This window comes from Streptomyces avermitilis MA-4680 = NBRC 14893 (genome assembly GCF_000009765.2).
GTDB classification, from domain to species: Bacteria; Actinomycetota; Actinomycetes; order Streptomycetales; family Streptomycetaceae; genus Streptomyces; species Streptomyces avermitilis.
This window is the reverse complement of sequence record NC_003155.5, coordinates 7,809,253-7,826,709: the sequence shown is the minus strand read 5'-3', so window position 1 is coordinate 7,826,709 and position 17,457 is coordinate 7,809,253. Positions and strand designations below refer to the sequence as shown.

Sequence of the window (17,457 nt, the reverse complement as noted above, 5' to 3'; positions counted from 1 at the left end):
AATGCACGGTTCCGGCACAGATCCCCCGCACGCCCCCTGTCGGAGCCCGGGGCGGCGCGAGCATCATGGCGTGAGCTCGCGGACACCCGTGGCGCGGGCTGCAAGCCCAGGACCCGATCGGCGAAGGGGCAGGCGATGGGGACGGACACCGCGCAGGCGACGGCGCGACCCGTACGGACACAGCAGCCGGGGCGGCTGATCGTCGACTGGCTGACCACCACCGACCACAAGAAGATCGGCCACCTCTATCTGATCACGTCGTTCGCGTTCTTCCTGATCGGCGGCGTCATGGCGCTGGTGATGCGGGCGGAACTCGCGCGGCCCGGCATGCAGATCGTGGACAACAACCAGTTCAACCAGCTGTTCACCCTGCACGGCACGATCATGCTGCTGCTGTTCGCGACTCCGACCTTCGCGGGCTTCGCCAACGAGATCATGCCGCTCCAGATCGGCTCCCCGGACGTGGCCTTCCCGCGCCTGAACATGCTGTCGTACTGGCTGTTCCTCTTCGGCGGCCTGATCGTCCTCGGCTCGCTCGCGGTGCCGTCGGGGCCCGCCGCCTTCGGCTGGTTCGCGTACGCGCCGCTCAACAGCCTGGAGCGCTCGCCGGGGATCGGCGCCGACATGTGGATCATGGGCCTCGCGCTGGCCGGCTTCGGCACGATCCTCGGCTCGGTGAACTTCCTGACGACCATCATCGGGATGCGCGCGCCCGGCATGACGATGTTCCGGATGCCGATCTTCACCTGGAACACCCTGTTCACGTCGATTCTCGTGCTGATGGCGTTCCCGGTGCTCGCGGCGGCCCTGCTGGTCCTGGAGGCGGACCGGCGGTTCGGCTCGCAGGTGTTCGACGCGGCCAACGGCGGGGCGCTGCTGTGGCAGCACCTGTTCTGGTTCTTCGGGCATCCCGAGGTCTACATCATCGCGCTGCCGTTCTTCGGGATCATCACGGAGATCATCCCGGTCTTCAGCCGGAAGCCGATCTTCGGCTATCTGACGCTGATCGGCGCCACGGCGGCGATCACCGGTCTGTCGGTGGTCGTGTGGGCGCACCACATGTTCGCGACCGGCGCGGTGCTGCTGCCGTTCTTCTCGTTCATGTCGTTCCTGATCGCGGTGCCGACGGGCGTGAAGTTCTTCAACTGGACCGGCACGATGCTCAAGGGGTCGCTGTCCTTCGAGACACCGATGCTGTGGGCGACCGGATTCCTGGTGTCGTTCCTGTTCGGCGGCCTCACCGGCGTCATCCTGGCCTCGCCGCCCCTCGACTTCCACGTCACCGACTCGTACTTCGTGGTCGCCCACTTCCACTACGTGGTCTTCGGCACCGTCGTCTTCGCGACCTTCGGCGGCTTCTACTTCTGGTGGCCCAAGTTCACCGGCAAGATGCTCGACGAACGGCTCGGCAAGATCCATTTCTGGACGCTGTTCGTCGGCTTCCACACCACGTTCCTGGTGCAGCACTGGCTCGGCGCCGAGGGCATGCCACGCCGGTACGCGGACTATCTGGCCGCCGACGGTTTCACCGCGCTCAACACCCTCTCGACGATCGGCGCGTTCCTGCTGGGCATGTCGACGCTGCCGTTCCTCTACAACGTCTGGAAGACCGCCAGGTACGGCCGGAAGGTCGAGGTCGACGACCCGTGGGGCTTCGGCCGCTCCCTGGAGTGGACGACCTCGTGCCCGCCGCCGCGGCACAACTTCGTCACGCTGCCCCGGGTCCGCTCGGAGTCCCCGGCGTTCGACCTGCACCATCCGGCGCACGCCGGGGAGGCTCCGCAGCCCGAGCCGAAGCACGAGCAAGCCGATCGCGAGCCGTCCTGACCGCCTCGGTGAGTTCGGCGGGCTCCAGCACCTCGAACTCGAAGCCCATCATCATCACGTGGATCACCATCACGTCGAGGCTCGCGGCCCCGGTGCGCAGGACGCAGCTTCCGGGGGTCTCGGCCTCCAGCGTCCCGGCGGACGGCGAGACGCGTGCGGCCGCTTCCTCGATCGGCACGAGCAGCCGGACGACGGCTTGCGCGGCGTACGCGCGCGTGGAGACCCCTCTGGAGACGTAGGCGGCCAGGTCGTCGGCCGGTGGCGTGCGGGGCGCGAAGCGCGGGCCGTGCGGCGGCCTGGGCGTGATGCGGTCGACGCGGAACGTACGCCAGTCGTCACGGTCGACGTCCCAGGCGACCAGGTACCAGCGGCGCTCGGAGCACACCAGCCGGTGCGGTTCGACGGTGCGGCGGGTGGAGGCGCCGTCGTTGCCGCGATACCTGAAGCGCAGGCGTTCCGCGTCCCGGCAGAGGTGGGCGAGTTCGGTGAGGACGGCGGGGTCGACGGCGGAGGGCTGGGGGCCGCGCAGCATCGGCACGGTGAAGGCGTTGAGGGCGCTCACGCGGCGGCGCAGCCGGTTCGGCAGCACCTGTTCGAGCTTCGCGAGGGCGCGTACGGAGCTCTCGCCGATGCCCTCGATGCCCTGCCCCGCGGCCGTGCGCAGCCCGACCGCGACGGCGATCGCCTCGTCGTCGTCCAGGAGCAGCGGCGGCAGCTCCGCCCCCGCGCCGAGCTGATAGCCGCCGCCGGTACCGGGGCTGGCGTTGACGGGGTAGCCCAGCTCGCGCAGCCGGTCCACGTCCCGGCGGACGGTGCGCGGGGTGACACCGAGGCGTTCGGCCAGGCCGGCACCGGACCATTCACGGTGGGCCTGGAGCAGTGAGAGCAGGCGCAGCAGTCGTGCCGATGTCTCCAACATGGTTCCGAGTCTGCCAGCGCTTGCGGACAGCGGCTGTCCGCGAGCGCGGAAGTGAGCGCCTTCGATTCACTGGGGTGGCGGTGCTGAAGTGACCGTCACGGACAGCTCGTTGTCCGCCGTGTAGTACGGCCCGGCCTGCACCGGCCCGTGCTTCGTCTCCAGCGTGAGCTTCGGGTAGGTGAAGATCGGCTTCTTGTCCGCGATGTCGTCGAGGAGCCGGGCGATCCGCACCCGCGGTCCGTCCTCCCCCGCCGGGCGAAGCCACAGGTCCCAGACACCTTCCGCCATGGCGCCGTAGTCCACCGTGAACCGGAACTCACCCTGCCGCGGGGCGACTTCGGCGGTCAGGACCGACGCGGGCTCGCCGCGGCGGCACAGCTCGGCGTGCGCGCCCGGCGCGAGCGCGGCCCCGTGCACCCGGCCGCTCACCTGTAGCCCGCCGTCGCCGATGCGCAGTTCGCCCGCCTCGGCGTGCGGGGCGCGCAGCCAGCTGCGGACGGTGAGGTTGCCGTGCTTGGTGGCGTACGGGATGCGGACGGCGACGTGGCCCGCCGCGCCCGGCCCACGGTCCACGAGGGAGCGCAGGTCGCTGACGCCGGGCACCAGCCGCTGTGGCTCGCCGTCCGCGGTCTGGGCGTACGCGTCCCAGCGGCCCTCGGGCAGTTCGACGCTGCTGGGCAGGGCGGCGCGCAGCCGGCCCTCGGCGCTCGGGGTCAGCGGGAGCCGGACCTCCGCGTCGTCCTCGCGGCGGCGCAGCACCAGGTGGGCGAGGCCCGCTTCGTCGCTCCCGCCGATGTCGAAGGTCAGTCCGCCCGCGGAGTCGGCGATGCAGTCGGCGCGCGGGGGCGGGGCGGTCTCCTCGTCGGGGTGCCGGCCGGTGGTCCGCTCAGCCAGCGTCATCACGCGGCGCGCCCTTTCTTGAGTGCGGTACGTCCGACATCGCGAACCGCGTACGCCCCACCGAGCAGCGCTCCGCGGGTGCGGTGCAGGGAGCCGCGCACCTTCCCGCCGAGCGTGGCGCCGCCGCGCGGGGCCAGGCCGGTGAACAGGCTTTCGTAGCGTTCGGCGATCCGGGACGGGTCGAAGCGCTCGGAGTCCTTGAGGGCGGCGACGGACATCCGCTGTCTCAGCGCGTCGTCGTTGATCAGTTCGAGCAGTCCCTCGGCGATGGCCTCGACGTTGCCGACCTCGACGAGCCGGCCGTCGACGCCGTTGTCGATGATCTCGCCCGGCCCGTGCGGGCAGTCGGTGGAGACCACCGGGAGGCCACAGCGCATGGCCTCGACGATCGTCATGCCGAAGGACTCCAGGCTGGAGGTCACGGCGGCGATGGAGCCCTTGGCCCACTCGGGCTCGATGGGGTTGGCGGGGCCCATCAGATACACGTGGTTGTAGAGGCCGAGCTCGTCGATGAGGGCGCGCAGCGTGTCCTTCTGCTTGCCGCCGCCGTAGATCCTCAGACGCCAGTCGGGCCGCTGGGCGCGCACCCGCGCGAAGGCCTTGATGAGGAGGTCGTAGCGCTTGACCGGCGCGAGCCGCCCGGCCGCGACGACCCACTTGCCGGTGCCGTCCGCGGGCTCGATGCCCGGCGCGGGCACCGGGTTGGGCACCGCGTGCACCTGGACGCCGGGCAGCCGCATCGTGCCGCGGTAGGCGTGGGCGTCGGCCTCGGTGGTCGTGGTCAGCGCGTCGAGGCGGGGGTAGGCGCCGCGCAGGGTGGCACGCAGGGCCCTGGAGTGGCTGTCGAGCGTCAGGTGCTCCTGGCCGACGCGCAGCGGGCCGCGCCGGGTCTCGCGGGCGAGGTGCACGTTCAGGCCGGGGCGGGTGCCGACCACGACATCGGCCTCGACGGAGGCGAGGTGGCCGGCGATGCGCCGGTCGCTGAGGGCGCTGTACTGCTGGTAGCGGCCCTCCGCGCGCGGGAAGACCCTGGCCGGACGGCCCAGGTCGGGGTGGCCCGCGTCAGGGGCGCCCTCGCGCAGGTCGACGAGGTGCCGCACCCGCACGCGCGGGTCGGGCGCGAAGACGGGCTGCTCGCGGTGGCGGAAGACCGAGACGATCTCCACGTCGTGCTGCTCGGCCAGGGTGTTCGCCAGGTTGTACGTGGTCCGAATCGTCCCTCCGATTCCGTACGCATTGTGTATTAAGAAAGAGATATGCATGCGTCCCCGAATCCCCGTGTTTCCCTGTCTCGTCCGCCTACCGGATGGTTAGACCGGGGAGGTTGGAGGTTGGTTGGGTTCCCTCATCATTTCGTTCCCGAACAGTTGCCCCATCGGTAACCGGTTTCAGGAACCTTTCCGTCGTGTAATGCATCAGGGCTGGTAAGGGAGTTGCGGTACGACGAAGCAGGTGGCGTTCATGTCCCCCTGGGCGACCCACCCCTCGGCGTCCTTCCAGCGTGCGACCGAGAGGCAGGTCCTGCGGGTCCTGGGCGGCTCGGCCAGCCGCTCGTAGCCGACGGGGATCAGCAGCCCGTCGGCCGTATACGGCGTGCCGCGGCTCATGAAGCGGTCGACGCACGCGCGCGTGAGGTCCGTCGCGCAGGACCTGGCGGCGTCCGTGAACCACATCGCGGCCGCCCACCCCTCCAACTGCCACTGGGAGTGCGTCTTCAGCCCCCTGGTCGCGGCGCGGAACTCCTGTACGGCCGGGTCGGCCGTGTCGTCGGCGTTGCGGCTCGACCCGGTCGCCCACAGGACGTTGCGGCATCGCGGGGAGTCCTTGTAGTCCTCGGGGACCGACGACGTCCAGTTCTGCACGTTGGTGACCTTGGCGATGACGTCGGCGCCGACCTCGTCCATCGCCCTGCACAGCTGGGCGTTGCCGTGCGTGTCGATGGCGTCGAAGACCAGATCGGCGCCCTGGTCCTTCAGGTCGGCCGCCGCGGCACGGAAGTTGGGCAGCGCGAAGTCGACCTGCTCGGTGACCACCTTGTAGCCCTCGGCTTTCAGGCCCCGCGCGACGAGTGAGGCGTACGCGGCCGACGCGGACTGGTTGTACGAGACGACGGCGGCCGTACGGGCGCCGTGCTCCCGCTTGAAGTAGCGGTAGACCTCGGTGCCGCCGTACACCTTCCCGCCCCAGCCGGGTGTGCCGGTGCGGGGCGCGAGGCTGCCGTAGATCCCGTACAGGTGCGGATAGGTGTCGTACGCGGCCCCGATGGGCTGGCCGCCGATGTCGGGCACGCCCGCGGCGGACACCCGGGAGGCGCCCGCGTAGGTGAGGGCGGTGGTGGCGACGAGCGCGACGACCTTGTCCTCGTCGATCAGCCTGTGCACGCACTCGTTGTTGCCGACGCCGCTGCCGCCGTCGTCGCAGGTCCGCACGTCGACCTTCCGCCCGTCGATGCCCCCGCGCGCGTTGAGGCGGTCGAAGTAGGCGCGTGCGCCGTCGCGCGGGCCGGTGAAGGCGGAGCCGCCGACCGGGCTGGTGGCGCTGGTGAGGATGCCGACACGGACCGGCTCGGTGCGCCGCGACGCGGGCGGCGCGGACCGGTGTGCGAAGTCGCTCTCCGGCAGGCGGCTGCCGCAGCCCGCGCCCACCAGGAGCAGCAGGACCGCGGCGGCCGTCTCAGCAGCCCTGAGCCGGGCTCGCCGACGCATCGCCGCTCAACTGGACGAGCGCGCAGAGGGTGTTCACGGACACCTTCCAGGTGCCGTGCTGCTCCACCGCGGTCCCGGCGGCACCGGGCAGGACGGTCTGGCCTTTCAGGGTCAGCGAGTACGTCACGTCCGCCTCGGTCGGCGAGGTGAACGCGACCTTCTCGACGTGTGCCGCGACCTGCCCGCCGCGTTTGTCGCCGTTGAAGCTCCGCAGGACCGCGGTCATCCTGTCGCCGTTCTCCAGGACGGCCTGCTTGTCCTTGGTGGGGACGGCCGGGTCGAAGAACTTCTCCCAGTTCTTCTTGATCTCCTTCTTGGCCGCGGCGGGGTCCGCCGGGGCCGTCGGACTCGGCTGCGCGCCGGTCGGCTTCTCGACCGAGGGGGTCGGCGGAGTGGTGTTCTCGCCGCCGCTTTCGTCGCTGCACGCGGCGAGAGCCGGGCCGAGTAGCAGAACGGCGACGGCCGCCCAGGCCGTCGCCCGTCCGGGGCCGCGCCCCCGCTGTGTGTCTGCCCGCCTGAGGTCGCTCCCGAGAACCATCTGGCTCACCACCGGGTGTCGGTCCGGGCGGGGTGCGCCCGGAGCTTTCAGGGTCAGCTTCCAGAAGGCATAGTGCAAGCCATCGGCTCACTTGGACAGACGCAGGCAGGCGCGGACAGACACCGACGGACACACGACGTGTGGGAGCCCGGATGCGGACACGGCGACTGCGGACCGCGCACCTCGTCCTCTGGGCCGGCTGGGCCGCGCTCGCCGCCGGCGCGGTGTTCTGCGTCCTCGGCTGGTACGGCGTCTCCGGCGAGCGGTACGCGGAGCGGCAGTTGCCGTATCTGGCGTCCTGCACGGTGCCCGGCGCCGCGCTGATCATCGCGGGAGCGGTGCTGCTCACGCACGGCGGGCCCGCGTCGGCGGCGGCGCGTGTGGAGGAGCTGTACGGGCTGCTGGTCGCGGCCGAGCCCGCCGGCGTGGCGGAGCCGGGGCAGGCGGCGGCCGCCCCCGTCGCCACCAGCGGGGAGCTGCTGAGGGTGCCGGGCGGCACGCTGTGGCACCGGGCCGACTGCCCGCTGGTCGCCGGCAAGTCCGAGGCGGTACCGGCGGATTCACGGCTGTGGGCGAGCGGGGAACTCGGCCCGTGCCCGATCTGTGAGCCGCCGCCCCCCGGTCCGGTCGGCTGATGGCCTCGCTCACGTACGACCTGGCCCTCGCCGGGCTCTCGGTCGGCAGCGCCGCCGCTCTCACCGGCGTCGGGCTGGTCGTCACCCACCGGGCGACCGGCGTGCTCAACTTCGCGCACGGGGCGGTCGCGATGGTGTGCGCGTATCTGCTGCGGCAGTTCACGGTCGAGTGGGGCTGGCCCCTCGCGGCCGGTGCGGCGGTCACCCTGCTGGTGGTGGCTCCGGGGATCGGCATCGTCCTGGAGCGCTTCGTCTTCCGTCCGCTGTCCGTGCCGGGCGGTGATCCGGTACGGACGCTGGTCGCGTCCATCGGGGTGTTCGTGCTGCTGGTCGGCGGGGCCACGCTGGTATGGGGTTCCGGGGCCCGCGCGGACGCGCCGACGCTCGTGTCGGCCGACCCCTGGGGGCAGTTGGCGGTGGCGCTGGTGCTGGCCGCCGGGGTGGGGGCGGTGACGCGCCGGACGCGCTTCGGCCGGGAGCTGCGGGCGGTGGTCGACGACCGTGCGCTGGCCGTGCTCGGCGGCATCGACGCCGACCGGGTGGCGGCGGCGGGCTGGGCGTTCGGCTCCTTCACGGCGGGTCTGACGGGCGTACTCCTGGCTCCCGTGGTGCGCCTCGACCCGTACGGGATGCCGCTCCTCGTCATGGAGGTGGTCGCGGTCGCGGTCGCCGCGCGGATGCGGAGCCTGCCGGTGGCCGTGGTGGTGGCGCTCGGCATCGGCGTGGCCCAGAGCCAGTTGACGCGGCTGCATCCGTCGGGCTGGGCGGAGCCGTTGCTCCAGGCGGTCGGCGCGAACCTGTTCGTCGTGGCGCTGCTGGTCGCGGCGCTCGTCCTGCCCGGCGTCGGCGGCCGCGACGCGCTCCCCCGCACGGCGACGGCCCGGGTGCCGACCCCGCCGGGCGCGTGGATCGTGGCCGTGGTCCTCTTCCTCCTGCCCCTCGGTTTCGCGGGCTCGGACCTGCACACCTCGGTCCAGGTGCCCGCGCTGGGCGTGGTGCTGCTGTCCCTGGTCGTGGTGACGGGCCGCGGCGGCCAGATCTCGCTCGGGCAGGCGGCGTACGCGGGTCTGGGCGCCCTGTTCACCGCGCTGCTGGCGGCGGGCCGCTTCCCGGGCCTGCCCCGGGTGCCCGAACTGGCGGCCCTCGCCCTGGCCGTCCTCCTGGTGGCCCCGCTCGGCCTGCTCACCGGCCGGCCCGCGATCGGCCGCCACGGCCTCGCGCTCGCGCTCGCGACCTTCGCGGTGGGCGTCGGGGTGAGCCGCTTCGTCTTCACCCAGCCGTACGCGACGTCGGGCCTGTCCCTGGACCGCCCGGCGGGCTTCGCGGGGGACCGCGCCTACTACGTACTCGAACTCGTGCTCCTGGCGGGCGCGTTGTGGGCGGCGAGCGCCCTGCGCCGGGGCCGCACGGGCCGGGCCCTCGCGGCGATGCGCGACCACGAGCCGGGCGCGGCCGCCGCGGGCGTCCACGTCGCGGCCCTGAAACTGACGGCGTTCGTGGCGGGCGCCGCCCTGGCCGCGCTGGGCGGCGGGATGCTCGGCATGGGTCTGCGGGCCTTCGACGCGACGGCGTACGACCCGGTGCGCGGGCTGCTGTGGTTCGCGGCCGTCGTGGTCCTCGGCGCGGACAGCGTGCTGGGCGCACTGGCTGCCGCGGCCCTGCTGGTGGGCCTCGACGCGGGGGCGCGGGGCGGGGTGGCGGCGGCCCTGATCGGCGTCCTGGCGGTCCTCGTCGGCCGCTTCCCCGGCGGCCCGTACGAGGCCCTGCGCGCCACGGCCGCACGACGTCCGCCGCACCGCCGGCCGAGCCTGACACCGCTGGGGGCGCGGATACGGCGGAGGGTGCGGCCGGCCGGGGGGCCCGTGCTCCCGGAGGCCACGGCGGCGGCGGGCTAGAGGACCGCGGAACGCCCGACGGGAGGCGCTCCGGCGGAACGCCCGACGGGAAGCAGTCCGGCCGGACGCCCGACGGCAGGCAGTCCGGCCGGACGCCCGACGGCAGGCAGTCCGGCCGGACGCCCGACGGCAGGCAGTCCGGCCGAACGCCCGACGGGAAGCAGTCCGGTGGAGCGGCCGGGGCCCGCGTCCCGGCCGGACGCCGACGGGGCCGCCGGTGTGCCGGGGGCCGTGTCCCGCCCGGCAGCCGGCCAGGGCCCCGGTGCGTCCCATGGCCCGCGGTCACGCTCCCGGAACGCGCCTCGCGCCGCGGCTCCCCGCCCCTCCCCCGTCGCCCCGCACACCCTGCGGGCCCGCCGGCTGCACGCCGCCTACGGTGACTGCACCGCCCTCGACGGCGTCGACCTCGAGCTGCCGCCCGGCCGTGTCACCGCCGTCGTGGGCCCCAACGGCGCCGGAAAGAGCACCCTGTTCCACTGCCTCGCCGGGACCCTGCGCCCCGCGCGCGGGCAGGTGCTGTTCGGCGACCGCGACGTCACCCGGCTGGCCGCGCACGCCCGGACCCGGCTCGGTATCGCGCGGACCTTTCAGCAGTTGGCCGTCTTCCCCTCGTTGACCGTGGCCGAGAACGTGCGGATCGGCGCCGAGCAGGGACGCCTCCCCGATCCGGCGGCCGTGGCACGGTCCCTGCGGCTGCTCGGACTCGACGGGCCCGTACGTGCGCTGCCCACCGCCGGGCTGCCGACCGGAACCCTCAGACGGGTCGAACTGGCGCGGGCCCTGGCCGGCAGCCCGCGCGTCCTGCTGCTCGACGAACCCGCCGCAGGTCTCGACACCGCCGAGGTGACCGCGCTGGCCCGCGTGCTGCGGGCCCTCGCCGCGGACGGCACCGCCCTGCTCGTCGTCGAACACGATCTCGACCTGGTCGCCGACCTCGCCGACATCGTGCATGTGATGACCGCCGGCCGGATCGTCGCCTCAGGGCCCGCCGACCGTGTCCTGGACGGCGGAGCCGAAGGCGGGGGCGGAGGCGGAGCATGAGCATCGCCCTGCGCCACGCGCGCGTGCGCTACGGCCCCCTGGAGGCCTTGCACGGCGTGTCCCTGGTCGCGCCGGGCCCGGGCCTCACCGTGCTGCTCGGCCGCAACGGCTCGGGCCGTACGACCGTACTGCGCGCCCTCGCCGGCGGCGTCCCGCTGTCCGGCGGCGCGGTGGTCTGGGACGGCGCCGACGTGACCCGCCTGCCCGCGTACGAGCGGGCCCGGCGCGGGCTGTGCCTCGTCCCGGAGCGGCGGGCCGTGTTCGCCTCCCTCACGGTCCGGGAGAACCTGGAGCTGACGGCCGGGGACCTCGCGCCCGCCCTCGACGCCTACCCGCAGCTCGAGCCGCTGCTCCCGCACCGCGCCGGCACCCTCTCCGGCGGCGAGCAGCGCATGCTCGCCCTCTCCCGGGCGCTGGCGGCACCCGCGCGCGTGGTGCTCGTCGACGAACCGGCACAGGGCATGTCACCGGAGGTCGCGGCCCGTACCTACCGGCTGCTGAGCGGCCTCGACGCCTGTGTGATCGTCGCCGAGCAGCGCCTGCCGCACGGTCTGGCCGGACCGGCGGGCCGTACCGTCCTCGTCCACGAACTGCGGCGCGGCGCCGTCGCCTTCAGCGGAGAGGCGGCCGAACTCGCCCGGCCGTGACGGACGAGGCGGACACCCCCGGACGGCGGAGGCGGCCCGCACAGCACCCCGCCCGAGGGGCCGCGCGCGGCCGGAACGCTACGGGATCAGCAGCACCGTCCCGGTCTTCAGCCGGTCCGGCCGTGCCCCGACCACTTCCTTGTTGGCCTGGTAGAGCGCCGTCCAGCCGCCCTTGACGTCGTACGCGCGGGCGATCGAGGCGAGCGTCTCGCCGGCCTTCACCACGTGCGCGCGGCCCTCGAGCCCGTACCTCTTGGCGCAGGCGGGCCACGCCTGCCACCCCTGGGTGGCCAGCACCCGCTCCGCGACCGCGATCTGCTGCTTGCGCGTGGCCAGGTCAGCGCGCGGGGCGTACGTCAGTCCGCCGAACTCCTCCCACGTGGGCTGCCGGAACTGCAGCCCCCCGTAGAAGTCGTTCCCGGTGTTCGCGTCCCAGCGCCCGCTGCTCTCGCAGTCGGCGAGGCAGTCCCAGGGCCACTCGTCCTTGGCGCACTCGTACGACACCGGTGCCGCCTGGGGGCCGGGAAGCGGGGGCGGTGGCGCGGCGACCGCCCCCGCGGGGGCGAGTACGACGGCCAGCGCGGCCACCACCAGGTACGGGAAGCCGACGCGGGCACGCACCCGCACAGAAAGGCGGTCACGGTCGCGGCGGCGGGACACGGGGCGCATCGCGTCACGCTAAGCAGCTGCCCCGGCCCGCCCCTTGAGCCGCGCCGGGGTCCCACCCGGTCGGCCGACCGGGTGGGACCCGTGCCCGGACGCCCGTGCCGTCGCAGGGGCCGTCCGGGACCGAAGGGGGAGCGCCGCTCAGAGCGCGAGCCGCTGTCCGGGCATGATCAGGTCGGGGTCACCGCCGAGCACCGTCTTGTTGGCGGCGTACAGCTTCTGCCAGGTGGTCCCGTGCCGGGACGCGATGCCGCTGAGCGTGTCACCGTCGCGGACGGTGTAGTCGCCGCGGGAGGAGTTGCGGTTGGTGTGTTCCGGCGCGCGCGTCGGCGCCTTCGACTGCTTCGACGGGGCCTGCTTGGCCGATGCGGCCGACTCGGTGGTGGCCGAACCGGCGGAGGACGACCCGCCGCTCGCCCCGGTGCCCGATGCGGCGGGCGCGCTTCCGCCTGCTCCGGCGCGTGCCGAGCAGGTGGGCCAGGCACCCCAGCCCTGCGCACGCTGGACCTTGGTGGCGACGGCGATCTGCTGGCCCCTGGACGCCTGGTCGGCGGTCGCCGCGTAGGCCGTGCCGCCGTACGCGCGCCAGGTGCCGGCGGAGAACTGCAGTCCCCCGTAGTAGCCGTTGCCGGTGTTGATGTGCCAGTTTCCGCCGCTCTCGCACTGTGCGATGCGGTCCCACACTCCGCTGTCGGCCGCGGCGGCTTCGCCGGTCGCGGCGAGCAGTCCGAGCGGGGCGAGGAGCGCTGCCCCGGCGAGGACCGCCGTCGTACGAGTCGTACGAACCTTACGAGTGCTATCGGCACATTCGGACATGTATTTCCCTCTCGAATCACCCGGGATCCCCCAAGGCGGGGCACGGCTCCCTGCGCGTAGGACGCGGTCGCCGTGCTCGCCCCGTCCGCCGGAGGTGGTGCTGGACTGGCTGTCGTGCGGCCGGCGGACGTACCCGAGCGGTGCTCGTTGCACACGGCGGAGCAATCTAGAGAGGGCGGTGACGCGATATCAACCAACTCCTCGTCACTCCAGGCCAGTTCGCCGTTACCCGAGGTATCGGCGACTTTCAGCCACCCACTTCATTCGCCGATTTCCGGATTTGTCGACCTGCCGGTCTGATGATCTGTGACCCACCTCACCGACCCAACTTCCTTGAGGCCCCGGGAAGTTGGCGTGGAGTAACGCATTCCGCACACGGCTTCACGCTGCGCGCCGGTTGGTTCGATTCCGTTCGCTTCCGGGCGTGACTCCGGCCACAGATCGCCCGTTGTCTTCTTCGTGAGCCCGGGGACCCCCCGAGCCCGTGAGCCGGGAGCCACCCGGCATCGCCACGCACCGCATCCCGAGGGAGCCACCCGTGCCGCGCATGCTCGACGTCAGCGACGACGTACGCGCCGAGATCGGCGACGAAGAAGCCGACCGGCTGCTCGCCGGAGAGAACGCCCCGGGCAGTTACGACTGCACGTCCTGCCGTACCCCGGGCGACTCCGAGCAGGAGCACACCAGCACCGTCCTGTTCATCGGCGACGAGACCGCCGTCCTCGCCTTCGCCCACGCCACCTGCCTGCCCTCGCAGGTCGTCCAGGTCACCGAGGAGCAGCTCCAGGGCGCAGTCCGCTCCATCGCCGCCGAGGAAGGGCCCGGCACTCCGGTGCCCGAGCAGGCCGTGCTCGGTGTCACCAGCGGACTGGTCCTGATCAGCGGCGAGTTGCACCCGGCGCTCGTCGTCGAGCCGACCGGACCCATCGTGCGCCCGGGCTCGACCGCCGCCGGCGACGACTTCCTGCCGCTGCTCATCGAGCAGGGCTTCATGCCGCTGACCCGGATCGAGTCGGTGCCGTCCGTGCTGCACGGCTGGTCCGTGCTGCTCGCCATGGGCCAGCTGCACGCCGTGCTCCAGCCGGGCACCGGCGGCGGCTCACCGGTCGCCTGGTGGCAGGCGCACCAGGCGCTCCAGGTCGCCGAGAACTGGCGCGCAGCCGCCAACAAGCACCAGCAGGTGATCATGTTCGCGGCCCCGGTCGGCTCGATCGGCCGCCAGCCCCGCGAGGACCTGCTGCGCGACGCGCTCGACAAGGCGGCGGCAGGCGGCAAGCTGGTGGCGGCGGCGCTGCCGCTCGCCGGCACCTGAGCGCTGCGCCGGACGAGGCCGGGGAACCAGGGGCGGTCCGTCGGCCGCGGGTCCGCCGTGGCAGGTCACGCAGTTCCCCGCGCCCCCGTCGGAGCGTGCCCCACTCCGGGTGACCTGCTCAATCGGCGCGGTGGCCGCATCTGTTGGGCGGTGGGGTCGTTGGCACATACGTGCACGCATACGATCCCCCCCGCCGCCCGTCGTTCCAGCCGGTTCCGGCCGCGCGACCGGCCCAGGACCTGGCGAACGGTTCCTCGGCCACCCCGATCTACGACGCGCTCTACGCCGAGTACGTCAGATCGTTCCGATCGCTGCCCGGAGACCGCAGCGGCGAGGAGGATCTGGGCTTCACCGCCTTCGCCAACACTCCGAGGGGCACTGGCTCGTACACCACGGGCTCGTACGGCGCGGTCGGGTACGGCGCGCGCCACGGCACCCCCCAGCACGCGACCGGGCATCTCGCCACGACCGCCATCTGGCAGCCGGGCACGCGCCAGCACGCCACGGGGATGCATCACGTCCCGGCGGCGCTGCCGCCCGCCCCGCGCAGGGGCATGTGACCGATGACCCCCATACCGAACAAGGGGCGGCCCCGGGAGGGACCGCCCCTTCTGCGTGCCGCCGTAGCCGCTACTTCTTCTTGTTGCCGCGCTTCTCGCGCACCCGTACCGAGATGTGGATCGGCGTGCCCTCGAAGCCGAACTCCTCGCGGAGCCGGCGCTCGATGAAGCGCCGGTAGCCGTGCTCGATGAAGCCGGAGGCGAAGAGCACGAAGCGCGGGGGCTTGGTGCCCGCCTGCGTACCGAAGAGGATGCGGGGCTGCTTGCCGCCGCGGACCGGGTGCGGGTGGGCGGCGACCAGCTCGCCCAGGAAGGCGTTCAGGCGGCCGGTCGGGACCCGGGTCTCCCAGCCGTCCAGGGCCGTCTCGATCGCCGGGACGAGCTTCTCCATGTGACGTCCGGTACGCGCCGAGACATTCACCCGCGGCGCCCACGCCACCTGGAGGAGCTCGGTCTCGATCTCCCGCTCCAGGTAGTAGCGGCGCTCCTCGTCGAGGGTGTCCCACTTGTTGAACGCCAGGACGATCGCGCGGCCCGCGTCGACGGCCATCGTGACGATGCGCTGGTCCTGGACGGAGATGGACTCGGACGCGTCGATGAGGATGACGGCGACCTCGGCCTTCTCGACGGCGGCCGCGGTGCGCAGCGAGGCGTAGTAGTCGGCGCCCTGCTGGAGGTGGACGCGCTTACGGATGCCCGCCGTGTCGACGAACTTCCAGGTGACGCCGCCGAGCTCGATCAGCTCGTCGACCGGGTCACGGGTGGTGCCCGCGATCTCGTTGACGACCACGCGGTCCTCGCCCGCCACCTTGTTCAGCAGCGACGACTTCCCGACGTTCGGGCGGCCGATGAGGGCGATGCGGCGGGGGCCGCCGATCGCGGCGCCGAAGCTCTGCGCCGGGGCCTCGGGCAGCGCCTCCAGCACGGCGTCCAGCATGTCGCCGGTGCCGCGGCCGTGCAGCGCGGAGACGGGGTGCGGCTCACCGAGGCCGAGGGCCCAGAGGTACGAGGCGTCGGCCTCGCCGCTCTGGCCGTCGACCTTGTTGGCGCACAGGACCACGGGCTTGCCGGCCTTGCGCAGCAGCCGTACGACCGCCTCGTCGGTGTCGGTGGCGCCGACCTTGGCGTCGACGACGAAGACGACCGCGTCGGCCGCCTCGATCGCGTACTCGGCCTGCGCGGCCACGGAGGCGTCGATGCCGAGGACGTCCTGCTCCCAGCCGCCGGTGTCGACGAGCTTGAAGCGGCGGCCCGCCCACTCGGCCTCGTAGGTGACGCGGTCGCGGGTGACGCCCGGCTTGTCCTCGACGACGGCCTCACGGCGGCCGATGATGCGGTTCACCAGGGTCGACTTGCCGACGTTCGGGCGGCCGACGACGGCGAGGACCGGGAGCGGGCCGTGACCGGCCTCGTCGATCGCGCCCTCGACGTCCTCGATGTCGAAGCCCTCTTCCGCGGCGAGCTCCATGAACTCCGCGTACTCGGCATCGCCAAGCGCCCCGTGCTCGTGCTCGGCCGAGCCCTCGGGCTGGATGTGGTCGTTCATGAAGTCCGTACCTCGTCGTTCATTCGTGGTGATCGGTGGACCGCCCGCAGATCGGGAGATCCACTACTCAAGTGTCGCCTAGTGCCCGGTGGGGCGCCCGGCGTTTTCCCGGCGTCCGGTCAGACGCCTGGCGTTTTCCAGGTGTGCGCTCAGCTGCTTCTGGATGCGCACGGTCGCCTCGTCGAGCGCCTTGCGCGTACGTCGCCCGCTGCCGTCGCCCGCCTCGAAGGGGTCGCCGAAGACGACGTCCACCCGGCTGCGCAGCGGGGGCAGCGCCTTGATCAACCGTCCGCGCCGCTCGGTGCTTCCCAGGACGGCGACCGGGACGATCGGGGCGCCGCCACGGACCGCGAAGTAGGCGAGCCCGGCGCGCAGCGAGGCGAAGTCGCCCTCGCCCCGGGTGCCCTCCGGGAAGATGCCGAGGACGCCGCCGTTGTCGAGGACGCCGACAGCGCGGGTGACCGCCGAGCGGTCGGTGGTCTCGCGGTCCACCTTCAGCTGGCCGATGCCGAGCAGGAAGGGGTCGAGCGGGCCGACGAACGCTTCCTTCTTGATCAGGAAGTGGGTCGGCCGGGGTGCCACGCCCATGACCATCGGGCCGTCGATGTTGTGCGAGTGGTTCACGGCGAGGATCACCGGGCCGGTCGCGGGGACCTTCCAGGCCCCGAGGACGCGCGGCTTGAACAGCCCGTACATCAGGCCGACGCCGATGCGCCGCCCGACCTCGGCGCCGCGTACCGATGGTGCCTCGGTCACTTCGCGGCCCGCTTCTCCTCGACGAGGGTGACGACGCACTCGATGACCTGCTGGAGCGTGAGGTCGGAGGTGTCCACCTCGACCGCGTCGTCCGCCTTCGCGAGCGGGGAGGTCTTGCGGCTGGAGTCGGCCGCGTCCCGCTTGAGCAGGGCCTCGCGCGTGCTGTTGACGTCGGCGCCCTTCAGCTCACCGCTGCGGCGGGCGGCACGCGCCTCCGGGGAGGCGGTGAGGAAGATCTTCAGGTCGGCGTCGGGCAGCACGGTGGTGCCGATGTCACGGCCCTCCACCACTATGCCGTTCTCGGCGGACGTGGCGAGCGAGCGCTGCAGCTCGGTGATCCGGGTGCGTACCTCGGGCACCGCGCTGACCGCGCTCACCTTGGAGGTGACCTCCTGCGTGCGGATCGGGGCGGCGACGTCGGTCCCGTCGACGGTGATGGTCGGCGCGGACGGGTCGGTGCCGGAGATGATCTCCGGCTTCCCGGCCACGGCGGCGATCGCGGTCGGGTCCGTGATGTCTATGCCGTTGCTCACCATCCACCACGTGATCGCCCGGTACTGGGCACCGGTGTCCAGGTAGCTCAGCCCGAGCTTCGCGGCCACGGCCTTCGAGGTGCTCGACTTGCCCGTGCCGGAGGGGCCGTCGATGGCGACAATCACTGCCGGTACGGTCCGGGCGGCGCCGTTTTCCACGG

The 17,457-nt window shown here is 72.9% G+C and carries 15 protein-coding genes and 1 pseudogene; 6 read left to right on the top strand and 10 right to left on the bottom strand.

Annotation, left to right across the window (positions count from 1 at the left end):
• The first annotated feature begins 135 nt into the window (after positions 1 to 135).
• Entirely contained in the window at positions 136 to 1,827 is a 1,692-nt protein-coding gene (gene ctaD / locus SAVERM_RS33605; protein ID WP_010987938.1) for an aa3-type cytochrome oxidase subunit I, read from the top strand.
• Here the strand turns inward: ctaD and SAVERM_RS40635 are convergent.
• The 5 genes from SAVERM_RS40635 to SAVERM_RS33585 all read right to left on the bottom strand — a co-directional run bounded on the left by SAVERM_RS40635 (position 1,709) and on the right by SAVERM_RS33585 (position 6,889).
• Positions 1,709 to 2,746: a helix-turn-helix transcriptional regulator gene (locus SAVERM_RS40635; protein ID WP_078936614.1), complete on the bottom strand. Its 1,038-nt coding sequence runs from the start codon at positions 2,744 to 2,746 to the stop codon at positions 1,709 to 1,711. The two genes, ctaD and SAVERM_RS40635, sit on opposite strands and share 119 nt — an antisense overlap.
• Before the next feature lie 66 nt (positions 2,747 to 2,812).
• On the bottom strand, positions 2,813 to 3,646 hold the full coding sequence (locus tag SAVERM_RS33600) for a hypothetical protein (RefSeq protein WP_042493856.1): 834 nt from the start codon (positions 3,644 to 3,646) through the stop codon (positions 2,813 to 2,815).
• Positions 3,646 to 4,908, bottom strand: a complete 1,263-nt coding sequence (locus tag SAVERM_RS33595) for a glycosyltransferase family 4 protein (RefSeq protein WP_010987935.1) — start codon at positions 4,906 to 4,908, stop codon at positions 3,646 to 3,648. The genes SAVERM_RS33600 and SAVERM_RS33595 overlap by 1 nt, the downstream gene beginning before the upstream one ends.
• A gap of 153 nt (positions 4,909 to 5,061) precedes the next feature.
• On the bottom strand, positions 5,062 to 6,351 hold the full coding sequence (locus tag SAVERM_RS33590; RefSeq protein ID WP_010987934.1) for an ABC transporter substrate-binding protein: 1,290 nt from the start codon (positions 6,349 to 6,351) through the stop codon (positions 5,062 to 5,064).
• Positions 6,320 to 6,889, bottom strand: a complete 570-nt coding sequence (locus SAVERM_RS33585; RefSeq protein ID WP_010987933.1) for an MTB12 C-terminal domain-containing protein — start codon at positions 6,887 to 6,889, stop codon at positions 6,320 to 6,322. The genes SAVERM_RS33590 and SAVERM_RS33585 overlap by 32 nt, the downstream gene beginning before the upstream one ends.
• A 152-nt stretch (positions 6,890 to 7,041) precedes the next feature.
• Here SAVERM_RS33585 and SAVERM_RS33580 point away from each other — a divergent pair, with 152 nt between their 5' ends.
• From SAVERM_RS33580 to SAVERM_RS33570, 3 genes and pseudogenes are all read left to right on the top strand, one after another.
• Entirely contained in the window at positions 7,042 to 7,524 is a 483-nt protein-coding gene (locus SAVERM_RS33580; protein WP_010987932.1) for a hypothetical protein, read from the top strand.
• Positions 7,524 to 10,460: pseudogene (locus tag SAVERM_RS33575) on the top strand (ABC transporter permease subunit). The gene SAVERM_RS33580 and the pseudogene SAVERM_RS33575 overlap by 1 nt, the downstream one beginning before the upstream one ends.
• Positions 10,457 to 11,107, top strand: a complete 651-nt coding sequence (locus SAVERM_RS33570; protein WP_010987929.1) for an ATP-binding cassette domain-containing protein — start codon at positions 10,457 to 10,459, stop codon at positions 11,105 to 11,107. The pseudogene SAVERM_RS33575 and the gene SAVERM_RS33570 overlap by 4 nt, the downstream one beginning before the upstream one ends.
• A gap of 78 nt (positions 11,108 to 11,185) precedes the next feature.
• On the opposite strand, the gene SAVERM_RS33565 is transcribed toward SAVERM_RS33570, so the two are convergent.
• Positions 11,186 to 11,776 carry a LysM peptidoglycan-binding domain-containing protein gene (locus tag SAVERM_RS33565; RefSeq protein WP_010987928.1) on the bottom strand — a complete coding sequence of 197 codons (591 nt, stop codon included), beginning with the start codon at positions 11,774 to 11,776 and terminating at the stop codon, positions 11,186 to 11,188.
• A gap of 138 nt (positions 11,777 to 11,914) precedes the next feature.
• Positions 11,915 to 12,589: a LysM peptidoglycan-binding domain-containing protein gene (locus SAVERM_RS33560; protein WP_010987927.1), complete on the bottom strand. Its 675-nt coding sequence runs from the start codon at positions 12,587 to 12,589 to the stop codon at positions 11,915 to 11,917.
• A gap of 538 nt (positions 12,590 to 13,127) precedes the next feature.
• On the opposite strand from SAVERM_RS33560, the gene SAVERM_RS33555 reads away from it, so the two are divergent.
• On the top strand, positions 13,128 to 13,901 hold the full coding sequence (locus SAVERM_RS33555; RefSeq protein WP_037646372.1) for a hypothetical protein: 774 nt from the start codon (positions 13,128 to 13,130) through the stop codon (positions 13,899 to 13,901).
• A gap of 170 nt (positions 13,902 to 14,071) precedes the next feature.
• Positions 14,072 to 14,461, top strand: coding sequence for a hypothetical protein (locus tag SAVERM_RS33550; RefSeq protein ID WP_010987925.1), 390 nt, complete (start codon positions 14,072 to 14,074; stop codon positions 14,459 to 14,461).
• A gap of 70 nt (positions 14,462 to 14,531) precedes the next feature.
• Here SAVERM_RS33550 and der read toward each other — a convergent pair whose 3' ends face one another.
• From der to cmk, 3 genes are all read right to left on the bottom strand, one after another.
• On the bottom strand, positions 14,532 to 16,007 hold the full coding sequence (gene der, locus SAVERM_RS33545; RefSeq protein WP_010987924.1) for a ribosome biogenesis GTPase Der: 1,476 nt from the start codon (positions 16,005 to 16,007) through the stop codon (positions 14,532 to 14,534).
• 78 nt (positions 16,008 to 16,085) lie between these two features.
• Positions 16,086 to 16,763, bottom strand: a complete 678-nt coding sequence (locus SAVERM_RS33540) for a lysophospholipid acyltransferase family protein (RefSeq protein WP_037646370.1) — start codon at positions 16,761 to 16,763, stop codon at positions 16,086 to 16,088.
• Positions 16,760 to 17,455, bottom strand: coding sequence for a (d)CMP kinase (gene cmk / locus SAVERM_RS33535; protein ID WP_010987922.1), 696 nt, complete (start codon positions 17,453 to 17,455; stop codon positions 16,760 to 16,762). Before cmk ends, SAVERM_RS33540 begins: the two co-directional genes overlap by 4 nt.
• Between the last annotated feature and the right edge of the window lie 2 nt (positions 17,456 to 17,457).